Source organism: Micromonospora sp. MGP-C2, from assembly GCF_057766525.1.
Genome location: NZ_JBYMEN010000002.1, coordinates 1,214,980 through 1,234,105 on the forward strand (window position 1 = coordinate 1,214,980; position 19,126 = coordinate 1,234,105).

The 19,126-nt window shown below is 72.0% G+C and carries 19 protein-coding genes; 7 read left to right on the top strand and 12 right to left on the bottom strand.

Features of this window, described 5'->3' with window-relative positions; translation table 11 throughout:
- Positions 1-143 precede the first annotated feature (143 nt).
- Positions 144-1,538 carry a dihydrolipoyl dehydrogenase family protein gene (locus tag AC3CF1_RS05290; protein ID WP_488449692.1) on the top strand — a complete coding sequence of 465 codons (1,395 nt, stop codon included), beginning with the start codon at positions 144-146 and terminating at the stop codon, positions 1,536-1,538.
- Between the two features lie 26 nt (positions 1,539-1,564).
- Here the strand turns inward: AC3CF1_RS05290 and AC3CF1_RS05295 are convergent, their stop codons facing one another.
- The 3 genes from AC3CF1_RS05295 to AC3CF1_RS05305 are packed head-to-tail and all read right to left on the bottom strand — an operon-like array spanning position 1,565 to position 4,188.
- A complete protein-coding gene (locus AC3CF1_RS05295; RefSeq protein WP_488449693.1) occupies positions 1,565-2,332 on the bottom strand; it encodes a nucleotidyltransferase domain-containing protein in 768 nt (255 codons plus the stop codon).
- 36 nt (positions 2,333-2,368) lie between these two features.
- Entirely contained in the window at positions 2,369-3,709 is a 1,341-nt protein-coding gene (locus tag AC3CF1_RS05300; RefSeq protein ID WP_488449694.1) for a hypothetical protein, read from the bottom strand.
- A gap of 5 nt (positions 3,710-3,714) precedes the next feature.
- On the bottom strand, positions 3,715-4,188 hold the full coding sequence (locus tag AC3CF1_RS05305) for a cupredoxin domain-containing protein (RefSeq protein ID WP_358195154.1): 474 nt from the start codon (positions 4,186-4,188) through the stop codon (positions 3,715-3,717).
- A gap of 123 nt (positions 4,189-4,311) precedes the next feature.
- On the opposite strand from AC3CF1_RS05305, the gene AC3CF1_RS05310 reads away from it, so the two are divergent.
- The gene (locus AC3CF1_RS05310; protein ID WP_488449695.1) at positions 4,312-5,154 is read left to right on the top strand and encodes a copper resistance CopC family protein; all 843 of its coding nucleotides are present in this window, start codon (positions 4,312-4,314) and stop codon (positions 5,152-5,154) included.
- A 245-nt stretch (positions 5,155-5,399) separates the two neighbouring features.
- Positions 5,400-7,805, top strand: coding sequence for a ricin-type beta-trefoil lectin domain protein (locus AC3CF1_RS05315; RefSeq protein ID WP_488449696.1), 2,406 nt, complete (start codon positions 5,400-5,402; stop codon positions 7,803-7,805).
- Positions 7,806-7,920: 115 nt separating this feature from the next.
- Here the strand turns inward: AC3CF1_RS05315 and AC3CF1_RS05320 are convergent, their stop codons facing one another.
- A complete protein-coding gene (locus AC3CF1_RS05320) occupies positions 7,921-8,307 on the bottom strand; it encodes a DUF2267 domain-containing protein (RefSeq protein WP_488449697.1) in 387 nt (128 codons plus the stop codon).
- A 179-nt stretch (positions 8,308-8,486) separates the two neighbouring features.
- On the opposite strand from AC3CF1_RS05320, the gene AC3CF1_RS05325 reads away from it, so the two are divergent.
- The 3 genes from AC3CF1_RS05325 (at position 8,487) to AC3CF1_RS05335 (ending at position 9,977) form a co-directional block, all read left to right on the top strand.
- Positions 8,487-8,819 carry a nuclear transport factor 2 family protein gene (locus tag AC3CF1_RS05325; RefSeq protein WP_354980658.1) on the top strand — a complete coding sequence of 111 codons (333 nt, stop codon included), beginning with the start codon at positions 8,487-8,489 and terminating at the stop codon, positions 8,817-8,819.
- A gap of 256 nt (positions 8,820-9,075) precedes the next feature.
- Positions 9,076-9,495 (top strand): ATP-binding protein, encoded by a 420-nt coding sequence (locus AC3CF1_RS05330; RefSeq protein WP_354980659.1) that lies wholly within the window; start codon positions 9,076-9,078, stop codon positions 9,493-9,495.
- Between the two features lie 104 nt (positions 9,496-9,599).
- Complete coding sequence (locus tag AC3CF1_RS05335; protein ID WP_488449698.1) at positions 9,600-9,977, top strand: nuclear transport factor 2 family protein; 378 nt, start codon at positions 9,600-9,602, stop codon at positions 9,975-9,977.
- Between the two features lies 1 nt (position 9,978).
- On the opposite strand, the gene AC3CF1_RS05340 is transcribed toward AC3CF1_RS05335, so the two are convergent.
- The 4 genes from AC3CF1_RS05340 to AC3CF1_RS05355 all read right to left on the bottom strand — a co-directional run bounded on the left by AC3CF1_RS05340 (position 9,979) and on the right by AC3CF1_RS05355 (position 14,374).
- Positions 9,979-10,512, bottom strand: a complete 534-nt coding sequence (locus tag AC3CF1_RS05340) for an SUKH-4 family immunity protein (RefSeq protein ID WP_488449699.1) — start codon at positions 10,510-10,512, stop codon at positions 9,979-9,981.
- A gap of 199 nt (positions 10,513-10,711) precedes the next feature.
- Positions 10,712-11,182, bottom strand: a complete 471-nt coding sequence (locus AC3CF1_RS05345) for a molybdenum cofactor biosysynthesis protein (RefSeq protein WP_210789989.1) — start codon at positions 11,180-11,182, stop codon at positions 10,712-10,714.
- Positions 11,183-11,283: 101 nt separating this feature from the next.
- On the bottom strand, positions 11,284-13,386 hold the full coding sequence (locus tag AC3CF1_RS05350; RefSeq protein WP_488449700.1) for a PQQ-dependent sugar dehydrogenase: 2,103 nt from the start codon (positions 13,384-13,386) through the stop codon (positions 11,284-11,286).
- Positions 13,387-13,423: 37 nt separating this feature from the next.
- Positions 13,424-14,374 carry a LamG-like jellyroll fold domain-containing protein gene (locus AC3CF1_RS05355; protein WP_488449701.1) on the bottom strand — a complete coding sequence of 317 codons (951 nt, stop codon included), beginning with the start codon at positions 14,372-14,374 and terminating at the stop codon, positions 13,424-13,426.
- Positions 14,375-14,483: 109 nt separating this feature from the next.
- Here AC3CF1_RS05355 and AC3CF1_RS05360 point away from each other — a divergent pair, with 109 nt between their 5' ends.
- Positions 14,484-15,542 carry a LacI family DNA-binding transcriptional regulator gene (locus AC3CF1_RS05360; protein WP_231927422.1) on the top strand — a complete coding sequence of 353 codons (1,059 nt, stop codon included), beginning with the start codon at positions 14,484-14,486 and terminating at the stop codon, positions 15,540-15,542.
- 41 nt (positions 15,543-15,583) lie between these two features.
- Here AC3CF1_RS05360 and urtE read toward each other — a convergent pair whose 3' ends face one another.
- Genes urtE through urtB form a run of 4 tightly spaced genes read right to left on the bottom strand, consistent with a single transcriptional unit; the run spans position 15,584 to position 19,123 of the window.
- Positions 15,584-16,279: an urea ABC transporter ATP-binding subunit UrtE gene (gene urtE / locus AC3CF1_RS05365; RefSeq protein ID WP_488449702.1), complete on the bottom strand. Its 696-nt coding sequence runs from the start codon at positions 16,277-16,279 to the stop codon at positions 15,584-15,586.
- Positions 16,276-17,052, bottom strand: coding sequence for an urea ABC transporter ATP-binding protein UrtD (gene urtD / locus AC3CF1_RS05370; RefSeq protein ID WP_488449703.1), 777 nt, complete (start codon positions 17,050-17,052; stop codon positions 16,276-16,278). Before urtD ends, urtE begins: the two co-directional genes overlap by 4 nt.
- Positions 17,049-18,239: an urea ABC transporter permease subunit UrtC gene (urtC, locus tag AC3CF1_RS05375; RefSeq protein WP_488449704.1), complete on the bottom strand. Its 1,191-nt coding sequence runs from the start codon at positions 18,237-18,239 to the stop codon at positions 17,049-17,051. Before urtC ends, urtD begins: the two co-directional genes overlap by 4 nt.
- A complete protein-coding gene (gene urtB, locus AC3CF1_RS05380; protein WP_488449705.1) occupies positions 18,236-19,123 on the bottom strand; it encodes an urea ABC transporter permease subunit UrtB in 888 nt (295 codons plus the stop codon). Before urtB ends, urtC begins: the two co-directional genes overlap by 4 nt.
- Positions 19,124-19,126 lie beyond the last annotated feature (3 nt).

Genomic DNA, 19,126 nt, shown 5'->3' on the forward strand with positions numbered 1-19,126 from the left:
GCCCGGGACGACCTCGCCTGCGGTCGTCCCGGGGGGATTCTGGGCCGAACCGGGCCGGCGTCTTCAATGCAGCTGGCAGGCTGGGCTGACCGCCGCGCACCAGCGGTGGCCGCCGGCCCGCCGGCGACCGAGAGGAGCACCCGGTGACCGACCGACCGGAGGAGTTCGACCTGCTCGTCGTGGGCGGCGGCAAGGCCGGGAAGACGTTGAGCATGGACGTCGCCCGGTCCGGGCAGCGGGTCGCCATGGTCGAACGCGGCATGATCGGCGGCAGCTGCATCAACGTCGCGTGCATCCCGACGAAGGCGCTGGTGACCAGCGCACGGGCGGCACGCCTGCTGCGTGACGCGTCCGCGCTCGGCCTGGTGCTGGACGGCGGCCGGGTCGACGTGGACCTGTTGCGCGCGCACAAGCAGGACGTCGTCGAGGGGATGGTCGCCGCCAACCGGCAGCAGTTCCTCGACTCCGGTCTGCACCTGGTGATCGGTGAGGCCCGGTTCGTCGGCCCCCGGACCGTACGGGTGTCGCTCGCCGACGGCGGTGAGCGGCTGTTGCGCGGCGACGACGTGGTGATCAACACGGGTACGCGTCCGCATCTGCCCTCGGTACCCGGGATGGCCGAGACCGGGGTGCTGACCAGCGACAGCCTGCTGCACCTGGACCGGCTGCCGAGCCGGCTGGTGGTGCTCGGCGGCGGCACCGTCGGGGTGGAGTTCGCGCAGATGTTCGCCTCGTTCGGCTGCGCGGTGACGCTGATCGAGGGCGGCCCGCGACTGCTCACCCGCGAGGACCCCGACGTCAGTGACGCGGTGATGCGCGTCTTCGTCGACGACGGCATCGACGTACGGGTGGGCGTCGCGGTCGCACGGGTCGACCGCGACGTCGACGGCACGGTCCGGGTGACGCTGGACGACGGCAGCCTGGTGACCGGGGACGACGTGCTGGTGGCGGCCGGCCGGGCGCCGGTCACCGACGGGCTCGGCCTGGACGCCGCCGACGTACGCCTCAGCGAACGGGGCTTCGTGGAGGTCGACGAGCACCTACGCACCAGCGCCGAGCGGACCTGGGCTGCCGGAGACGTCGCCGGCAGCCCGCAGTTCACCCACGTCTCGCTGGACGACTACCGGATCATCCGGGCGAACCTCGCGGGTGGACAGCGCAGCACCGCCGACCGGTTGATCCCGTACACCGTCTTCACCACCCCGGAGCTGGCCCGGGTAGGGCTCACCGAGACCGAGGCGCGCCGCGCAGGGTACGACGTCCAGGTCGCCCACCTGCCGGTCGCCGCGATCCCCCGGGCGCGCACCCTGCGCCAGACCAAAGGCATGTGGAAGGCAGTCATCGACGCCAGCACCGACCGGATCCTCGGCGCGGCGCTGCTCGGCGCCGAGGCCGGTGAGGTGATCACCTCGGTGCAGTTGGCCATGCTCGCCGGGATGCCGTGGACCGCCCTGCGCGACGCGGTCATCACCCACCCGACCATGACCGAGGGTCTCAACCTGCTCTTCGCCTCGTTGCAGCCCAGCCCGGTTCGCTGACCGTCTTCACGTTGGCGGCCGGTCGGCTACGCGGCGATCTCGTCGCGTACCCGTTGTTGGAAGGCTCGGGCCTGCGCCCCGGTGGGCGGCGGCCCGCCGTGCCGCGCGGCGATCGCCTGGCCGATCACCTCGGCCCGGTCACCGGCGTCGACCAGTCGTTGGCCGGCCGCCACCTTCGCGAGCCAGACGCCGTCGCGGTGTCGCACCAGCGACCGGCACGCGCCGAGCACCGCGTCCTCCGTGCCGGGCGCGGGTTGGTCCCCCGGTGGTGTCGGCAGGGCCAGCCACCAGCACAGCGCCTCGATGAGCAGTCGACGCAGGTCGACCGGGGTGAGGTCGGCGAAGACCTCCCCCGCTGGCGGCCCGAGCAGCGGCAGCCCACTCTGGTGCAGGATGCTGCGGTCCAGCCCGTACCAGAAGCGGCCGTCGGCGGCGGGCCGGTCGGCCGGGTCGAGGGTGCACCGGAAGGGCATGCCGGCCCCGGTGTTGATTTCGAGCTCGAAACCGGGTTCCGGGGTGCCCGAGGCGGCCACTGCCCGGTCGTAGGCGACCAGCTCAAGCCCTCGCGCCGGGCAGGGCAGGGCCTCGTGCCGCAGCCGCGCCACCAGCGCCCGCTTGGCGGTGGCGGTGAGCGGACCGGCGCTGACCAGCGCCACGTCCACGTCGCTGCGGCCGGCCTGGTACGCGCCGAGCCCCACCGAGCCGGCCGCGTACGCGCCGACCAGGTCGGCCCCGAGGACGTCGCGGGCGGCGGCGACCAGGTCATCGAGGTAGCGCTGAAGATCGGAGTCCACGGGCCATCATGACGCACGGGTCGGAACCAGGCGGGGCTACCCCGCGTAGAGCAACAGCAGACCGGCGACGGTGTACGCGACCATGAGCGCCAGCAGCGGCAGCTGGCCGGCCACCGCCCGGGCGCGGGGGAACAGGTACAGGGCGCGGTCGTGGGCGAGCAGCGTGCCGAGCAGGTGCCCGAGGATGATGACGGTGATCTGGAGGGTGGCCACCCCGGACGGCGTGATCAGCCCGGTGTGCGGCTCCCAGCCGGCGGTGCCGAGCCAGTTGGCGCCGGTGACCAACGGGTCGGAGAGCAGCGCGACGGTGCGCTGGCCTTCCAGGATCAGCAGCGAGTAGTAGTGCGCCACCACGTAGCCCACCGCGATCGGCACGATCGAGTGGGCGATCTCGCCCGGCACGCGCCGGACGGCGGCCGGGTCGGAGCGGCCGATGCGCGCGGCGGCTCCGGTGGCGGCGAGGTACGCCACCGCCACGGCGGCGACGACAAGGGTCAGCCCGGCGCTGCCGGTGACCGCCGGGTGCAGGCCGTTCTCCTGGCTGAACCGCAGCCAGCCGGGCGCGTTGGAGAGACTGTCGTACATGGTGGAGCCGAGCAGCACGATCACCACGGCGACGAGGCCGGGGCGGGGCCGGAGCCCGGCGATCCCGTCGAGCGGGTTGCGCCACACCAGCACGCCGTCGGCTGCCCGGCCGACCGGGGCGAGCTGACCGATCAGGGCGCTGTACGTCTCGAACGGATCGGCGTGGTCGAACCAGCCGGCGCCGAACACCGCAGCGCCGGCCAGCATGACCACCGCGTACACGGCGAGCCAGGCGGTGATGACCGGCAGGGTGGCGCGGTCGGGTGCGACCAGTTCCAGCCAGACGAAGCCGAACAGGGTGGCGGCGGCCGGCCACCATCCCACGCCGGCCGGCAGCTGACGGAGCCCTCGGCGCGGGTCGCGCCGCACGGCCAGCGCCACCAGCAGGTAAACGGTGCGCAGCGGGTTGACCGTTCGCCAGACCGGGCCGAGCAGCAGCGACAGCGGCGCCAGCCCGACCCAGAGCAGCACGTAGAGCGCGCCGGCCGTCGGGTTGTCCGCTGTGTCCGGCCCGCCCAGCAGACCCAGGCAGAACCAGGCGGCTGCGAGCAGGCCGAGCACCCGTAGCACCCACCGGAAGGTGGGCGCGTCGACGAGTCGGGCGAGCCATCCCGGCACCGGTCGGCCCCCGACCGCGTCCCGGTCGAGTCGCGGCTCACGCCAGAGCAGGCCCAGGGCGAGGAACGTGACGACGAGGGTCAGCGCGGCGGCGACGACGAGCTGCGGCAGCGTGATCGGCAGGTCCTGGCGACCACCGACGCCGTGTGCCAGCAGCGTGGGAGCGGCGGTCATGTCGCTCAGCGGACGACGAGCTGGAACAGCACCAGCTCGGTCTCGTGCGTCTCCACCTCGAACAGCCCGGTCTTGTCGGCCCGGAACTCCACCAACCCGGGGGTGCCGGCCGGCAGTCGAGCGCCCAGGTCGTAGCCGTGCACGTGCAGTTCGTCGGACACGTCGGAGGTGACAGTGATCCGAACCAACTCGCCCTTACCCACGGTGATTCGTCCGGTGGGCGGATCGACCCGCCGCTTCGCGATCGTCACGGTGATCTGCCGGTCCACGGCCGGGGTGCTGGCGGCGGCGCTCGGGGTGGCGGCGGCCGTCGGGGTCGGCGCGGTGGTGGCGCTCGGCGGCGCGGCGGACGTCGGTGCCGTCGAGGGGGCGGCGACGGAGGGATCGTCGTCCTGGCCGCACCCGACGAGGAGCAGGGCGGTGAGGGCGGTGGCGGCGAGGGCGGCGGTAGTACGGCGGGCGGGGGTACGGACGGACACGGGCGGGCTCCGAACGACGCGAGGGGACGGGTGTCGGGTTGATCGTCGGGGATGAGAACTGTACGTCTTGTTCGGCGGCGGGGATATGACCATGATGAACCAATGCGATCGAGGCTCGTCACTATGCGTCACATCCTGAGCCGCGCCTTGGCGGCCCTGGCCGCGACGGTGGTGGTGTCGCTGGTGCTGCCGGTCGCACCGGCGTCGGCGCACGGCCAGTTGGCGACCAGCACCCCGCTGACCGGCACCGTCGTGCGCGAGCCGCTGACGCAGCTGGGGTTGTACTTCACCGAGAAACCAGCCTCCAACGCCCACTTCACCGTCACCGGGCCGGACGGGTCGCGAGTGGACAATGGTTGGTCATTCGGCGAGCCGAAGCGCCTGGACAAGCCGGTCCAGGAGTACTTCATGGTCAACGGTGTGTTCGAGCCGCGGCTCTACCACACCGGCTTCCCGGCCATGGTGACCGTCGCCCACTGGCCGGCGAAGGGTCGCTACACCGCCAGCTATCTCTCCGTCGCCTCGGACGGTGAGGCGGTGCGGGGCAACGTCACCTTCGACTACCAGGGGCCGAGTACGCCGGCGCCAGCCGGTTGGGTGGTGCCCACGGCGGGGCCGGACGCGACACTGCTCGCCCAAGCCGAGGGCGAGGGGTCGGCGAGCCCGGGGGCGACCGGCGGCCCGGCGGATGCCACCGGCGCCCCGGCGAGCGATCCGGCTGGCGCCACGGAAGAGCAGCGGGACGGCGGGTTCCCGCCCTGGCTGGTCCCGGCACTGATCGTCGTCGTGGTCGCCGCGATCGTGCTGGTGGCGGCCCGCCGTCGACCCGCCGCACGGGCAGGCGCCACCGCGACCCGCCGACCGGTTGGCAGGGCGGGCAAGACGGCCAACGTGGGGAAGGCGGCGAACACACCTCGCAAGCCCGGCAACCGGGCTGGTGGCCGGGCCCGAGGCGGACGGCGATAGGCCGCCAAAACCCGCATACCTGCGCGTACCATCGCGAACTTTCGCACGGGCACGAGGAACTTTTGATGTATCGAGGCGAAGCCATGGACACTCCAATCGAAACGCCTTAATGTCTCGATCCATCCACCCGGTGTTTCCGCAACGTCACTCGTCGGCGTCGAGGACGTTACGGACCCGGGCCGACGGCCATCCTCACCGCTGCTCCGCCTCGGCCGTCGGACACTCCACCGCCTCCTGGAGGAACGATGGGCACACGCCTGCTACGCCGACTCCACAAACCCGCACTGGGTGCGCTGGCACTCGTCCTCACCGCCGGCCTCTGGGCCGCTCCGGCCACCGCCGCCCCCGCGCAGGAACCGGGTGTCACGCTGCGCGTCTTCGACGTGCAGGTGCCGCTCTCCACGCTCTGCACCCTCAAGCCCGCGCAGACCCCGAACGTGGACAGGCTGATGTCCACAATCAACTGGACCTCGGCGACCGACTTCGGCTTCGAGGACAACTTCGTCTCGCAGGTGCTCGGCAACATCACCACCACCCAGGCCGGCAGCTACACGTTCCGGCTCAGCAGCGACGACGGGTCCAAACTGACGATCGACAACACGGTGGTGATCGACCACGACGGGTTGCACGGAGCGACCCCGCCCAAGGAGGGCACCGTCACCCTCGCCGCCGGGCTGCACCCGCTGCGCATCGACCACTTCGAACGCGGCGGCGGGCAGCAGATCACCCTGGAGTGGAAGACGCCCGGCTCGTCGTCCTTCGTGGTCGTACCGAACTCGGCGCTGAGCACCGACGCCGGCGTCGTCCGGGTGACCGCACCGGGCCGCAAGGAGTGTGAGGGCATCGCCGACACTCCCGGCGACGGCCTGCCGCTGACCGGGGTGCACCCGGGCTACACGCTGACCAACCTGCGGCCCAGCGGCTTCCAGCCGAAGGTCACCGGGATGGACTGGTTGGCCGACGGGCGGCTGGTCGTCTCCACCTGGGGCGGCAGCGACCAGTCCGGCACGTCCCAGGACGGTGAGGTCTGGATCCTCGGCAACACCGGCGGCGCGACCACTCCGGGCGCCGTGACCACCAAGAAGATCGCCGGCGGGCTGAAGGAGCCGATGGGGCTGAAGATCGTCGACGGGGTGGTCTACGTCTCGGAGAAGCAGCGGCTGACCCGGCTGGTCAACACCGGCGGCGACGAGGTGGCCGAGCGCCTGGAGACCGTTGCCACCTGGCCGTACGGGGGCAACTTCCACGAGTTCGCGTTCGGCCTGCTCTACCAGGACGGGTTCTTCTACCTGAACCTGTCGGTGTCGATCAACTCCGGCGGTGCCACCACCAACCCGCAGCCCGCCGCCAACCGGGGCAGCACCCTCAAAATCAACAAGGACTCCGGCGCGGTCAGCTACGTCGCCGGCGGCCTGCGCACCCCGCACGGCATCGGCTGGGGCCCGGAGGGCGGCATCTTCGTCACCGACAACCAGGGCGGCTGGCTGCCCTCGTCGAAGCTGGTGCACGTCAAGCAGGGCCGGTTCTTCAACCACTACACGAACCCGGCCGGCCCGTTCGACACCAACCCGGTCACCCCGCCGGTGCTCTGGATGCCACAGAACGAGATCGCCAACTCGCCCAGCACCCCGCTGTACCTGACCACCGGCCGCTACGCCGGTCAGTTCGTCATCGGCGACGTGACGTACGGCGGCCTGCAACGGGCGAATGTGGAGAAGGTCAACGGTGAGTACCAGGGCGCCCTGTTCCGGCTCACCCAGGGCCTGGAGGCGGGCGTCTCCGAGGTCAACGTCGGCCCGGACGGCGCGATCTACGTCGGCGGGCTCGGCGCGGGCGGCAACTGGGGCCAGACCGGGAAGCTGTCGTACGGCCTGCAGAAGCTCATCCCGAACACCGCCACCACGTTCGAGATGCTCGCCATGCGCGCCACCACGACCGGCTTCGAGGTCGAGTACACACAGCCCGTGTCGACGGCGACCGCCGCCGACCTGGCCGCGCGGTACAAGCTCAAGCAGTGGAGGTACGTGGCGACCTCGAACTACGGCGGTCCGAAGATCGACGAGGAGACGCTGACCGTCACCTCGGCCACCCTCTCGGCGGACGGCAAGAAGGTCAGTCTCACGGTGCCCGGACGCAAGGCCGGCAGGGTGGTGCACCTGCGGTCACCGCGCCCGTTCACCTCCACCAGCGGGCAGTCACTGTGGAGCACCGAGGCGTGGTACACGCTCAACTCGATCCCCGGCAGTCCCCCGCCGCCGACCGGTGGGACCATCACCGGCGTCGGTGGCAAGTGCCTGGACGTCGACAACGCGGGCACCGCCGACGGCACGAAGATCCAGCTCTGGACCTGCAACGGCACCACCGCGCAGTCGTGGACGAAGGTCGGCGACACGTACCGGGTGCTGGGCAAGTGCCTGGACGTGGACAACGGCGGCACCGCCAACGGCACGAAGGTGCAGCTCTGGACCTGCAACGGCACCGCCGCTCAGGTCTGGCAGCCGCAGTCCGACGGGTCGATCCGCAACCCGCAGTCCGGCAAGGTCCTGGAGGCCGCCGGCGGTAGCAGCGCCGACCGCACCCAGATCCAGCTCGGCACGTACGCGGGCGGCGCCCACCAGAAGTGGGTGGTCAGTGCCGGGGTAACCGGCTGACGTCGGGCGAGGGGCGTGGTCCGACCTCCGGTCGTGCCGCGCCCCGAACCGTGTGGCGCAGGGTCACCGGCGCGCCGGCCTTACGGCGCCAGCGCGGCGGTGAGGCTGCCGTCGGTCAGGGATCGTGCGGCAGCGGCTGCGCCAGCGCGCGGAGATCCGATGGGAGTTGGGCCAGGGCGTCCTCGAACTCCCGGTGCCCGACCACCCGGTGCATCGTCTGGAGAACCGCCCGAATGCCCCGCTCTGCGGCTGGACGGTCGATCCCGGCGCGGTCGGCGACCCGGCGGAGGAACTCGTCGTAGCCGAACGCCTCCGGCGGCTCGGCGGCCTTGACCAGCAACGGGCTCAACTCGACGGCCAGGTGGGGGGCCAACGCGCCCGCCTCACCGCCGCTGAGCCGCTCGGTGAGGGTCCGCAGAACGGCCTCGGTCAGTGGGCGCGCCTGCTCCGGCGGGACGCCCGCCCGTGCCGCGACCTTGTCGACGAACCCCAGCTCGGCCATTCCCCCGCCCTTCGTTTCGGAGATGCGTGGCTACCCGGGCCCGTCGACGGCAAACCCGGCGGGCGGAGCCGGACGGGTCTGATGGTTGCTCCGCGCGGCGCCGTCGGAGTCTCGTACGGTGAGGTCGGACCGGGAACCCGACGGCTGCCCGACGGCGGCCCGTGCCGCAGGAGGAGCAGATGGCCGTCGACCTACCCGACGTGATCGACCGGTACTTCCGGGCCGTCAACGACCGGGACCTGGACGCCTTCGTCGCCTGCTTCGCGGACACCGCGAGCGTCGCCGACGAGGACCGGCTGTACGACGGACGGGCCTCCATCCGCGCGTGGCGGCAGAAGACGATGGATGCCTACTCCTACACGGCCGAGCCGGTACGTGTCACACCACAGGCCGGCGACTCGTACCTGGCTCTCACCCGGGTCTCCGGTGACTTCCCCGGCAGCCCGGTCGAGCTGCGGTACCGGTTCACGCTGCGCGACAACCTGATCGGCGCCCTGGACATCCGCCCGTAGCAGCGGTCGCTGCTCGGCGCCGACGCGGCCCCCTGACCGCCCGGTGCCGGATGCCTGGTCGGGCCGGCGCACGACGTGATCAACCGCCGAACGGACGAGACGGCCCATGGGTCGGCGGATGACATGATGTTGCGACAACGGCTGTGGCTACGGAAAAGGGTTGCTGGTGTCCGATGGCGCACGTCGAGGCGAACACGTCCACGGCACCCGGGCGGATCGTGGTGACGCTGACCGGCGACCCGCGGCCGGAGGACTGATGCCGGCCGAGCGGCGCGACACCGTGGTCGAGCAGAGCGTCCCCGCCCATGTCACGGACACCATGGCGTACCAGGTAGCGACCGACGTGCGAGCGCTGCGCGCGTTCGTCAGCGCCGGGGCGCTGTCCCGGGGCCTGCCGCCGCATCGGGTGGAGCTGCTGACACTGGCGGTCAGCGAGCTGGCCACCAACACCCTGCAGCACACCACCGGCGGCGGCCGGGTCCTGCTCTGGGCCGAGTCCGGCCAGTTGTTCTGCGACGTCGTCGACCGGGGGCCGGCGCGTGAGTTCGGCCAGGGAATGCCGTCCGCCGACTCGATCCGCGGCCGAGGGCTGGCGATCGTGGAGCAGGTCTGCGACGAGGTCGCCGTGCTCACCGGCCCCGGGGAGACCGTCGTACGGATTCGCCTGAGCCTGTGAGCCGGGCGGCGATCCACGCCCGCTCGGGTCGCGTTGCCTGCCACAATGCGGACAGCCCGGGCCGACGGTGACCCCGGGTGGGACCCGACCGGGAGGACGGCACGATGCCGGACAGCGCACGCGAGGCAGAGCTGCTCGATGCCGAGCGCACCCTGCAGGCCGCCCAGAGGGCCGGCGACGTCGACGCTCTCGATCAGCTGCTGGTCGACCAGCTGATCGCCATCGGCCCGGACGGCCGTCCGCACACCAAGCAGGACGACCTGGCCGCGCACCGGGACCGCCGTTCGGTGGTGCAGGAGCTGGTCGAGGAGGAGCTGGACCTGCTCGTCGTGGGGAAGACCGGGGTGACGTTCTTCGTGGGCCGGGTGTCCGGTGTGTTCGAGGGGGCACCGTTCGCCGCTCGCCTGCGTTACACCCGGACCTGGGTCCACGACGACCCGCACGGCTGGCGGGTCCTCGCCGCGCACATCAGCCCGGTCTGACTCAGCTCAGGTCCTCGTCCTCGTCCTCGTCGTCGAGCAGGCCCTGCTCGTCGAGGAACGCGAACCACCTGTCGTCCGCCGGGGTCAGGTCGGCGTAGCCCGGGCCGAGCAGGTAGTAGTCCACGAAGGATCCGAGGTCGGGGGCCAGCTCCTCGAACGCGTCGGACATGAACCACTCGGTGCCGTTGGGCGGGAAGTACCAGATCGCTCCCGTGCCACGGTCCATGAAGATCGGCTCGTCGCTGCGGGTGCCCACCACCAGCCAGCCCGCCCGGTCCTCGGGGATGGCGGAGAAGTCCGGCACGTAGTCGAGGTGGTACTGGATTCCGGCGAGGGTCGACGTGGACGCCAGCTCAAGCCGACCCGCCCGCAGGCCGTCGGCCACCAGCAGGAGATCGCGCAGGTCGGCCGGGAGGCTCGCCGGCACGACATCGATGGCGGCGCCCTCGCCGAACTCGGCGTACGCCAGGCTCGCCGGCTGGTCGGCCAGATCGGCTCGCAGCTCCTCGATGAGCTGCCGCAGCTCGGGGTTCACTGCACCACCTCTGTTCGGATGAGGTCCTGTCCGGCAAAGCTCCCGGCTGCCCGGAGGCCTGCGAGCCGATGTGCGGATTGGTTCTACCACGCGGCAGCTCGCCGGGGCGTCACCTCGCAGAATCCGCCAACCGGGCCGACACCACCTGTCCAAGATCTAGTGGTGAGGGCGTCCGGGCCGCTGGCGTCGAGCCCTTTCCTCAGCTGACGACCGCGTCGACCGGGCCGACGCGCAGGGTGCCATCGTTGAGGGGCGTGCAGCGGATGCCACCGGTGGTGCGCAGCGCCTTCCATGCTCCCGGGCCGACGGTGACGTCCATCCACGCGCAGGGCCGGGCCGCCCGGTTGACCCGCAGGCTGACCGGGCCGTTGCCGGAGTCCAGCACCAGCACCCTGCCGATCAGCTCGTCCACGGCGATCCCGGTGGTGAGGATGTTGCGCCGGACCTCCGCCAGGCCGATGCCGACCGGCAGCGACTCCTGGGCGATGACCGTGACGCTGGCGTCGCGGTGTGCCTGCTGGCCGAAGTACCGGTCGCCGACGATGCCGAGGCCGGCCCGGATCCGGACCACGTCGACCAGCTCACCGGGCGGAGCCGGGGCCGGGCCGTCGGCGGGCCGGCCCAGGAAGCGGTGCACGGGCGAGGCCAGCAACTCGACGATCTCCGGCATGGCTGGAAGTCTACGAAGCGGACCGGGTCGTCCGGGGCAGGTCGACGGATGACCCGGTGGGGACGGCGGCACGTTCGCCGCCGTCCCCACCGCGACACGGCTCAGGCCGGCGTGCCGGTCACTGTCAGGTTCCGTACCCGGCCGACGTTGTCGAACGAGCCGAAGCCCACCCGCCCCGAGCCGAACGTGGTGTCCTTCGCGGTCATCAGCGGGTCCCGGTTTCCGTCGACGTAGACGGCGATCTCACCCGTGGATGGCAGGTGCACCACCCGGACGCGGTGCCAGTCGGCATCGGTGATCGCCGGGTTGGCGCCCCGGGAGCGGCCGTTCCACTGGTGGTCGATGCGCTCCCGGTCGGCGTTGTCGACCTTGAAGATGCCGTTGTGCGGGTAGATGGTGTTGTCGGTGGATAGGTGGGCGTAGTAGAACTCGGTGTCCGAGCGCCAGCCGAAGACGATGATCACGTCGCGGTTGCTGACGTCCACCGGCGTGTCGAGGCGTACCCGGGCGTCGACCTGCACCGACGACCACGCCGGGCCGGCGGTCAGCACGGCGTACTCGAACGGCCGGCGCGGGCCCGGCCGGCTCTCCCCGGCCTCGGCGAGGATGACCTGGTCGCGGGTGAACTGCCACTTCGCCGGGGTCACCGGTGCCCAGTTCGACGCCCCGGCGGTGCGGCGCACTGTGGTGTCGCCGACGTCGCCGCTGGCGAACTCCCTCGTGCCGGTCACCTTCCAGATCTTCCCGTTGGCCTTCGCGACGAGGTAGAGCTCACCGGCGGCGTCGGTGCCGAAGCGCAGGTCCACCCGGTTGGGGTCGCCGGGCGCTCCGGGTCCGGAGAGGTCCCGCATCCGGACCGGACCGCCCGCCGCGTCGAAGAGCGCGAGCTGGTGGATCGTGGCCAGCTCCCGGCCGCGGCGCATCTCGTTCGCCTCGGTGTAGAGCACCCGGCCGTCGACCAGGTCACCGAAGACGTACTTGCCGCGCAGCGCGGGCAGCGTGCGCCCCCGGTAGACGAACCCGCCGGCCACCGCGACACCGACGTCGTCGGTGCAGTTCCAGCCCGGTGCCGGGTCATGGTCGTACGCGGCGACGGGGTAGGTGTAGCCGTACCGGTCGTCGTCGGCGGGCAGCGGGAGCAGCCGGTCGCAGGGGCTGGTGGCGGCCTTGTCGAAGACGAAGGAGCCCTCGCGCTCACTCCAGCCGAAGTTGTCGCCGGCGCGGACCTCGTAGATCGCCTCGACGGCGTGCTCACCGATGTGTCCGAGGTACATCCGGCCGGTCGCCCGGTCCCAGCTGAACCGGTGCGGGTCACGGAAACCCACGGCGTAGATCTCGCCGAGCGCGCCGGTCTGGCCGACGAACGGGTTCCCCTGTGGGATGCCGTAGCGCCCGTTGGCGGAGTTGGTGCCCCGGGGGTCGATCCGCAACAGCTTGCCGTGCGGCAGCGCCAGGTTCTGCGGGTCGGTGTTGCGGGCGCCCTGGCCACCGTCGCCGACCGCGAGGTACAGCAGGCCGTAGTCGCGGTCGTGACGCTTGGCCGTGGGGTTGAAGTTGATCTCCTGAATGCCGTGCACCTGGCCGCCGAAGCCGATGCGCAGCACCTCGCGGTGCGTACCGACGAAGGTGGCGGCGGTCGGATCGGTCGCCGTCCACTCGGTGATGACCCCGTGGAAGAGCGCGTTGGGCTGGGCGTAGTCGGGTGTGGCGGTCGTCGTGGACGCCAGCTCGGTGTGGATGGTGTAGAACCGGCCGTTGACGCCGAACTCCGGGTGGAAGGCGACGTAGCCGAAGCCCTGGCCCAGCCCACGACCGGAGAAGAACTGCGGCGCGAACGTCGCCGCCACGTCCAGGTAGACGTGCGGCACGCCGCCCTCGACCAGGTAGAGGTTGCCGTTGAGGTCGGGCACCGCCCGCCGGCCGGAGCCGTCGGGCAACTCCATCACCGTGTTGATCCGCGCGGTCCGCATGAGCCGCGCATCGGTCGGGGCGGGCGTGGGGTACGACTGCGGGAAGCTGGCGTACTCACTGAGGACCAGCCCGATCCGGGACTGGACCGGCATCTCGGGGATCGGGTCGTCGACGCCGTCGGCGGCCTGGGCGGGCGACGCGAGCACTGTGGACAGGACCAGCACGAGGGCGGTGAGGCCAGCCGTCAGCGCGGGTCGGCGGGCACCTCGGGTGCGGCGGTGGAGGACGAGCACGCGTGTCTCCTTCTCGGTGGGACGGTGCCGAGGGTGGTCAGCGGGCCAGGTGGTGGTACTGCCTCCGCACGTCGCTCGCGGAGACCACGCTGTCGAGGAACATCAGGCCGTCCATGCGGCAGTCGCACGGGTTGCGCTCCAGGGTGTCCTGGGGGAAGCTCCCGCCGATCTTGATGCCGCGCGGGTCGGAGGCGGTGGTCAGGTGTGGACCCGGCCCGGACACCAGCCACGGGTCGTCGGTGCGGGTGTAGAAGCCGTCCACCGGCTCGCCGTTGCGGTAGAGGGCGAGGGCGCCGGTGTCGAAGTCGAAGGTGGCGGCGAGGTGCACCCACTCCCCCACGGGCAACAGCTCGCGCCAGTCCTGGTTGGCGGCGAAGGTCTGCGAGTTGCCGCCGTCGAGTCGCCGCCCGAGCGCGACCAGGCGCAGCTCCCCGTCGACGTCGATCAGCTCCAGCAGGGCCCGCACGCCGTGGCCGTCGGAGTCGCCGGTCAGCACCCCGGCCAGCCCGATCGCGTTGTAGCGGTCGGCGGGGTCGGCGGTGGTGGAGTTGAGCAGCGGGCTGTCCATGTTGAGCTTGAACCAGCCCATCACGGTGGTGCCCGCGGTGGCGCTGAAGGCGCGCAGCGTCCGCACCCCGCTGGCCGACCAGGTGCCGGCCTTCCAGTCGTCGTTGCCGGCGACCGCCGGGTCGACCTGCCGGGTCTGCACCGCGTTGCGGCTGCCCCGGTAGGCGCGGTCCGGCACCCGCATGGCGGCACCGCCGTTGATCAGCTCGATCTCGGTGCCGGAGCGGCCCTGGTCGCGTTCCAGCGCGGGATCGCCGGGCACCGGGTGGTCGAAGTCGTACGCGGCGACCAGGTGTGCGCGCAGGGCCGGGTGGACGTCGTGCGAGATGCTCCGATCCGCCTGCGCGGGCGGCGGCGCGGCGGCGCCGGTCAGTGCGCCGATCGCCAGGAGGGAAACGGCCGCTTGGCGGGCCCTGGACATGGCTGTCACCTCGTTTCGCGGCATGACTGATGCCGGTCACGTAAGCGCTTACGTAAGCGCTTACGTACCCTAGGCTCCGATGAATGGCGCTCGCAATAGATCGGGTGACATGGATGTTTCCGGAGGGTTGCGGATGCCCAGGGCCAACCAGCGGCCGCGCCTCGTGGACGTCGCCGAACACGCCGCCGTCTCGCTGGCGACCGCCTCCCGCGCCCTCGCCGGCCGCGAGGGGGTCAGCACCGAGGTGGCCGACCGGATCCGGCAGATCGCCCGTGAGCTGGGCTACGTCGCCAACCCGTACGCCCGCACCCTTGCCGGCGGGGCCAGCTCAACCGTGGGGCTGATCGTCCACCAGGTCGACGACCCGTACTTCGCCGAGATCGCCGCCGGCGTCATCCAGCTCGCCGCCGAGCAGGGGCTGCTGGTGCAGATCTGCCAGTCCGGCCGCGACCCCGGCTACGAGCTGCAACAGCTGCGGCACCTGATCGCCCAGCGGGTCGGCATCGTCCTGATCAGCGGTTCCGGCTACGACGACCCCCGCATGGAGGCCGCCGCCCGCGCCGAGCTGGCCGCCTTCCAGGACCACGGCGGACGGGCCGCCGCCATCGGACGGCACGCGCTCGGCATCGACGCCGTCCTGCCGGACAACGAGGCCGGCGGTCACGCGCTCGCCCAGCACCTGATGGACCTCGGCCATCAACGGATCGCGGTCGCCGCGGGCAGCGCCGGGCTCACCACTGTCGCGGACCGACTGGCCGGCGTGTCGTCGGCCCTGCGGCAGCGCGGGCGGTCCCCGGCCGACCTCGTCGTCGTGCACAGCGACTTCACCCGCGGTGGCGGGCGGGCCGCCGCCGAGCAGATCCTCAACGAGCACCCGGCGACGACGGCGATCATCGCGCTCAACGACGCGATGGCCATGGGTGTGTTGTCGACGTTGCGCTCCCGCCGGGTGCCGGTGCCCGCGCGGATGTCCGTCGTCGGCTTCGACGACGTCTCCGTGGCGGCCGACCTCGCGCCCAGCCTCACCACCATCCGCCTGCCGATGACCGAGATGGGCCGCACGGCGCTCACCCTCGCCCTCAAGCCCCGCTCGACCCGCCCCCGCCGCCGTCCCACCGGGCACCTGCTGGTCGTCCGCGACTCGACCGGGCCCGCGCCGACGACCTGACCGGCGACCACGCTGCCCGAAGGGTCAGACGGCTCGGCGGGTCAGACTGCCAGGGCCGCCCGGACGTCCCGTTCCGCAGTGACACCACCGTCCCCCTGCGAGGTGACCCGGCCGGATTCCAGCACCTGGTAGCGGCTCGCCACCCGCAGCGCGAAGCCCAGATGCTGCTCCACCAGCAGCACGCTGAACCCGGACTGCCGGGTCAGCTCGACGATCCGTTCCTGGATCTCCGCGACCACCGAAGGCTGGATGCCCTCGGTCGGCTCGTCGAGCATCAGCAACCTCGGCCGGGTGATCAGCGCACGGGCGATGGCCAGTTGCTGGCGCTGACCGCCGGAGAGCAGCCCGGCCCGGCGTCGCAGCAGCGGGCGCAGCGCCGGAAAGAGGTCCAGCACCTCCGCGGTCGCCACCGCGCCGTCACGCCGACCGTCGGCGACCAGTCGCAGGTTCTCCGCGGCGGTCAGGTGCGGGAAGCACTGTTGACCCTGCGGGACGTACGCCATCCCCCGCGCCACCCGCTCGTGCGGCCCGAGGCGGGTGACGTTCTCGCCGTCCAGCTCGACGGTGCCGGCGCTCGGGCGCAGCAGACCGGCCGCGACCCGCAGCACTGTGCTCTTGCCAGCGCCGTTGTGCCCGAGGACCGCGGCGACCCCGTCGGGCGGGACGGCGAGGTCGACCCCGTGCAGCACCCGGCTGCGCCCGTACCCGGCGTGCACCCCGCGCAGCGTCAGCATCATGCCTCCAGACCGGTGCGGGCCGACCCGGCGTCGACCGGGTGGCCAAGGTAGACCTCCTGCACACGCGGGTCCGCCTGGACCTGCGCCACCGTGCCCTCGCTGAGCACCCGGCCGGCGTGCAGCACTGTGACGCTGCGCGCGAACCGGCGCAGGAAGTCCATGTCGTGCTCGATCACGACGACCGTGCGGTCCCGGCTCACCGTCTCCAGCAGGGCACCTGTGGCGTCGCGTTCCTCGTGGCTCATGCCGGCGACCGGCTCGTCGAGAAGCAGCAGCCGCGCGTCCTGCACCAGCAGCATCCCGATCTCCAGCCACTGCTTCTGCCCGTGCGCGAGCGTCCCGGCGAGGTGCTCGGCCCGTGCGGCCAGACCGATGGTCTCCAGCGCCGCGGCCACCTCGTCGGGGACGCCGCGACGACGGCGGGCCAGGGTCGCCCAGCCACGCCGGGCACCGGCCGCGATGTCAAGGTTCTGCAGCACCGACAGCTCCTCGAAGACCGAGGACGTCTGGAACGTACGCCCGACGCCCAGCCGGCTGATCCGGTGCACCGGCCGACCGAGCAGTTCGTCGGCGCCGAAGCGGACCGAGCCGGTGGCCCGGACCAGGCCGGTGATCGCGTCGACCAGCGTGGTCTTGCCGGCGCCGTTCGGCCCGATCAGGAACCGGATGTCACCGGCGGGTACCTCCAGCGAGACGCCGTCGACGGCGGTGAAACCGTCGAAGCTGACCCGCACGTCACGGACGGACAACCCGTCCAGTCGGTCGCCGCTCATGCCGCCGGCACCTCCGTCCGGCGCGCGCCGCGTCGTCGGGCCAGTGGCGACCACCCGCGCCGGGCCGGTGCCGTGCTGCCGTCGCGGCGGCGGGTCAGCGCCCACAGCGACGCCAGGCCGCCGGGAAGGAACGCCACCACGACCACGAAGAGCAACCCCTGGAGGTACGTCCAGGTGCCCGGGAACCGCTCCGAGAGGGCGGTACGCGCCCAGGCCACCGCCACCGCGCCGAGCACCGGCCCGAGCACTGTGGCCCGACCACCCACCGCGACCCCGATGACGAACTCGATCGACGGGACGATGCCGATCAGCGCGGGCGAGATGATGCCCACCGCGGGCACGAACAGCGCCCCGGCCAGGCCGGCCATCCCGGCCGCGACCACGTACGCGACCAGCTTGACCGAGGCCGGATCGTAGCCGAGGAACCGGACCCGTTCCTCGCCGTCGCGGACCGCCACCAGCAGCTCGCCGTAGCGGCTGTGGATGAGTTGACGGGTCAGCGCGAGCAGGGCCAGCAGTGTTCCGGCGATGATGAAGTACACCATCCGCTGGTTGACCGGGTCGTCCAGGTCGTAGCCGAAGAAGCCCTTGATGTCGGTGAGCCCGTTGGTGCCTCCCGTGGTGCCCTGCTGGCCGATCAGCAGGATAACCATCGCGGCGGCGAGGGCCTGGCTGAGGATGGCGAAGTACGCGCCGCGCACACGACGGCGGAAGACCAGCGAGCCGAGCCCGAAGGCGACCGCCATCGGCAGCAGCACCGTCGCGGGCAGCGCGAACCACGGGCTGGCGAAGGGCCTCCACCACAGCGGCAGTTCGTCAAGCTGCCCGTACAGCTGCATGAAGTCCGGCATCCCGGCCGGGCCCGCGTCGGCGAGCTTGAGGTGCATGGCCATCGCGTAGCCGCCGAGGCCGAAGAAGACGCCCTGGCCGAGGGTGAGCATGCCGCCCCGTCCCCAGGCGATCCCGATGCCGACCGCGACCATGGCGACGCAGAGGTACTTGGCGAGCAGGGACAGCCGGAAGTCCGACAGGATCAGCGGCGCGACGGCGAACAGCAGCGCCGCCCCGAGTGCGAAGCCGGCCGCCGTCCGCAGTCGCGAGCGGCCCGCGGGCCGGCTCGGCGGTACGGCGCTGGCGGGTGCCGGGGCGAGTGCGGTGTCGGGCGGCGCGGGGGTGACGGCTGTCATGCGAGGCTCCTGGTCCGCAGCGTGAACAGACCCTGTGGCCGCCACTGGAGGAACGCGACGATCGCCACGAACACGATCACCTTGGCGACGCTGAGGGTGGTGAGGTATTCCCCGGTGGCCTGGAGCACGCCGAGGGCGAAGGCGACGATCACGCTGCCCTTGAGCTGGCCGATCCCGCCGACCACGACGACCAGGAAGGCGTCGATGATCAGGTTGGTGCCCATGGTCGGGCCGATCGGGCCGAGCAGGGTGAGCGCCACCCCGGCGAGCCCGGCCAGGCCGGAGCCGACGAAGAAGGTGGTCCGGTCGACCCGGGAGGTGGCGATGCCGGACACCGCCGCGAGGTCGCGGTTCTGCACGACCGCGCGGATGCGACGCCCGAGTGGGGTGAGGCGCAGCGCCAGGGTGAGCGCCGCGACGGAGGCCAGCGCCAGGGCCAGGATGAACAGCCGGTTGTTGGCGATGGTCAACCCGCCGGGGAGCGCCACGTTGCCGGTCAGCAGCTCCGGCGCGCGGGTCTGCACGTTCGGGCTGCCGAAGACGTCGCGGGCCAGTTGTTGCAGCATCAGCGACACACCCCAGGTGACCAGCAGGGTGTCCAGTGGTCGGGCGTACAGCCGGCGGATGAGCAGCATCTCCAGCAGCGCGCCCATCGTGCCGGCGACCACGAACGCCACCGGTAGCGCGACGACCAGCGACCAGCCGGCCCCGGTGATGCTCTGCTGCAGGACGTAGGTGGTGTACGCCCCGGCCATGATGAACTCACCGTGCGCCATGTTGATCACGTTCATCTGGCCGAAGGTCAGCGCCAGCCCGAGCGCGATGAGCAGCAGCACCGCGCCGATGCTGATGCCGGTGAAGAGTTGACCGAAGAGGACTGTCACGGT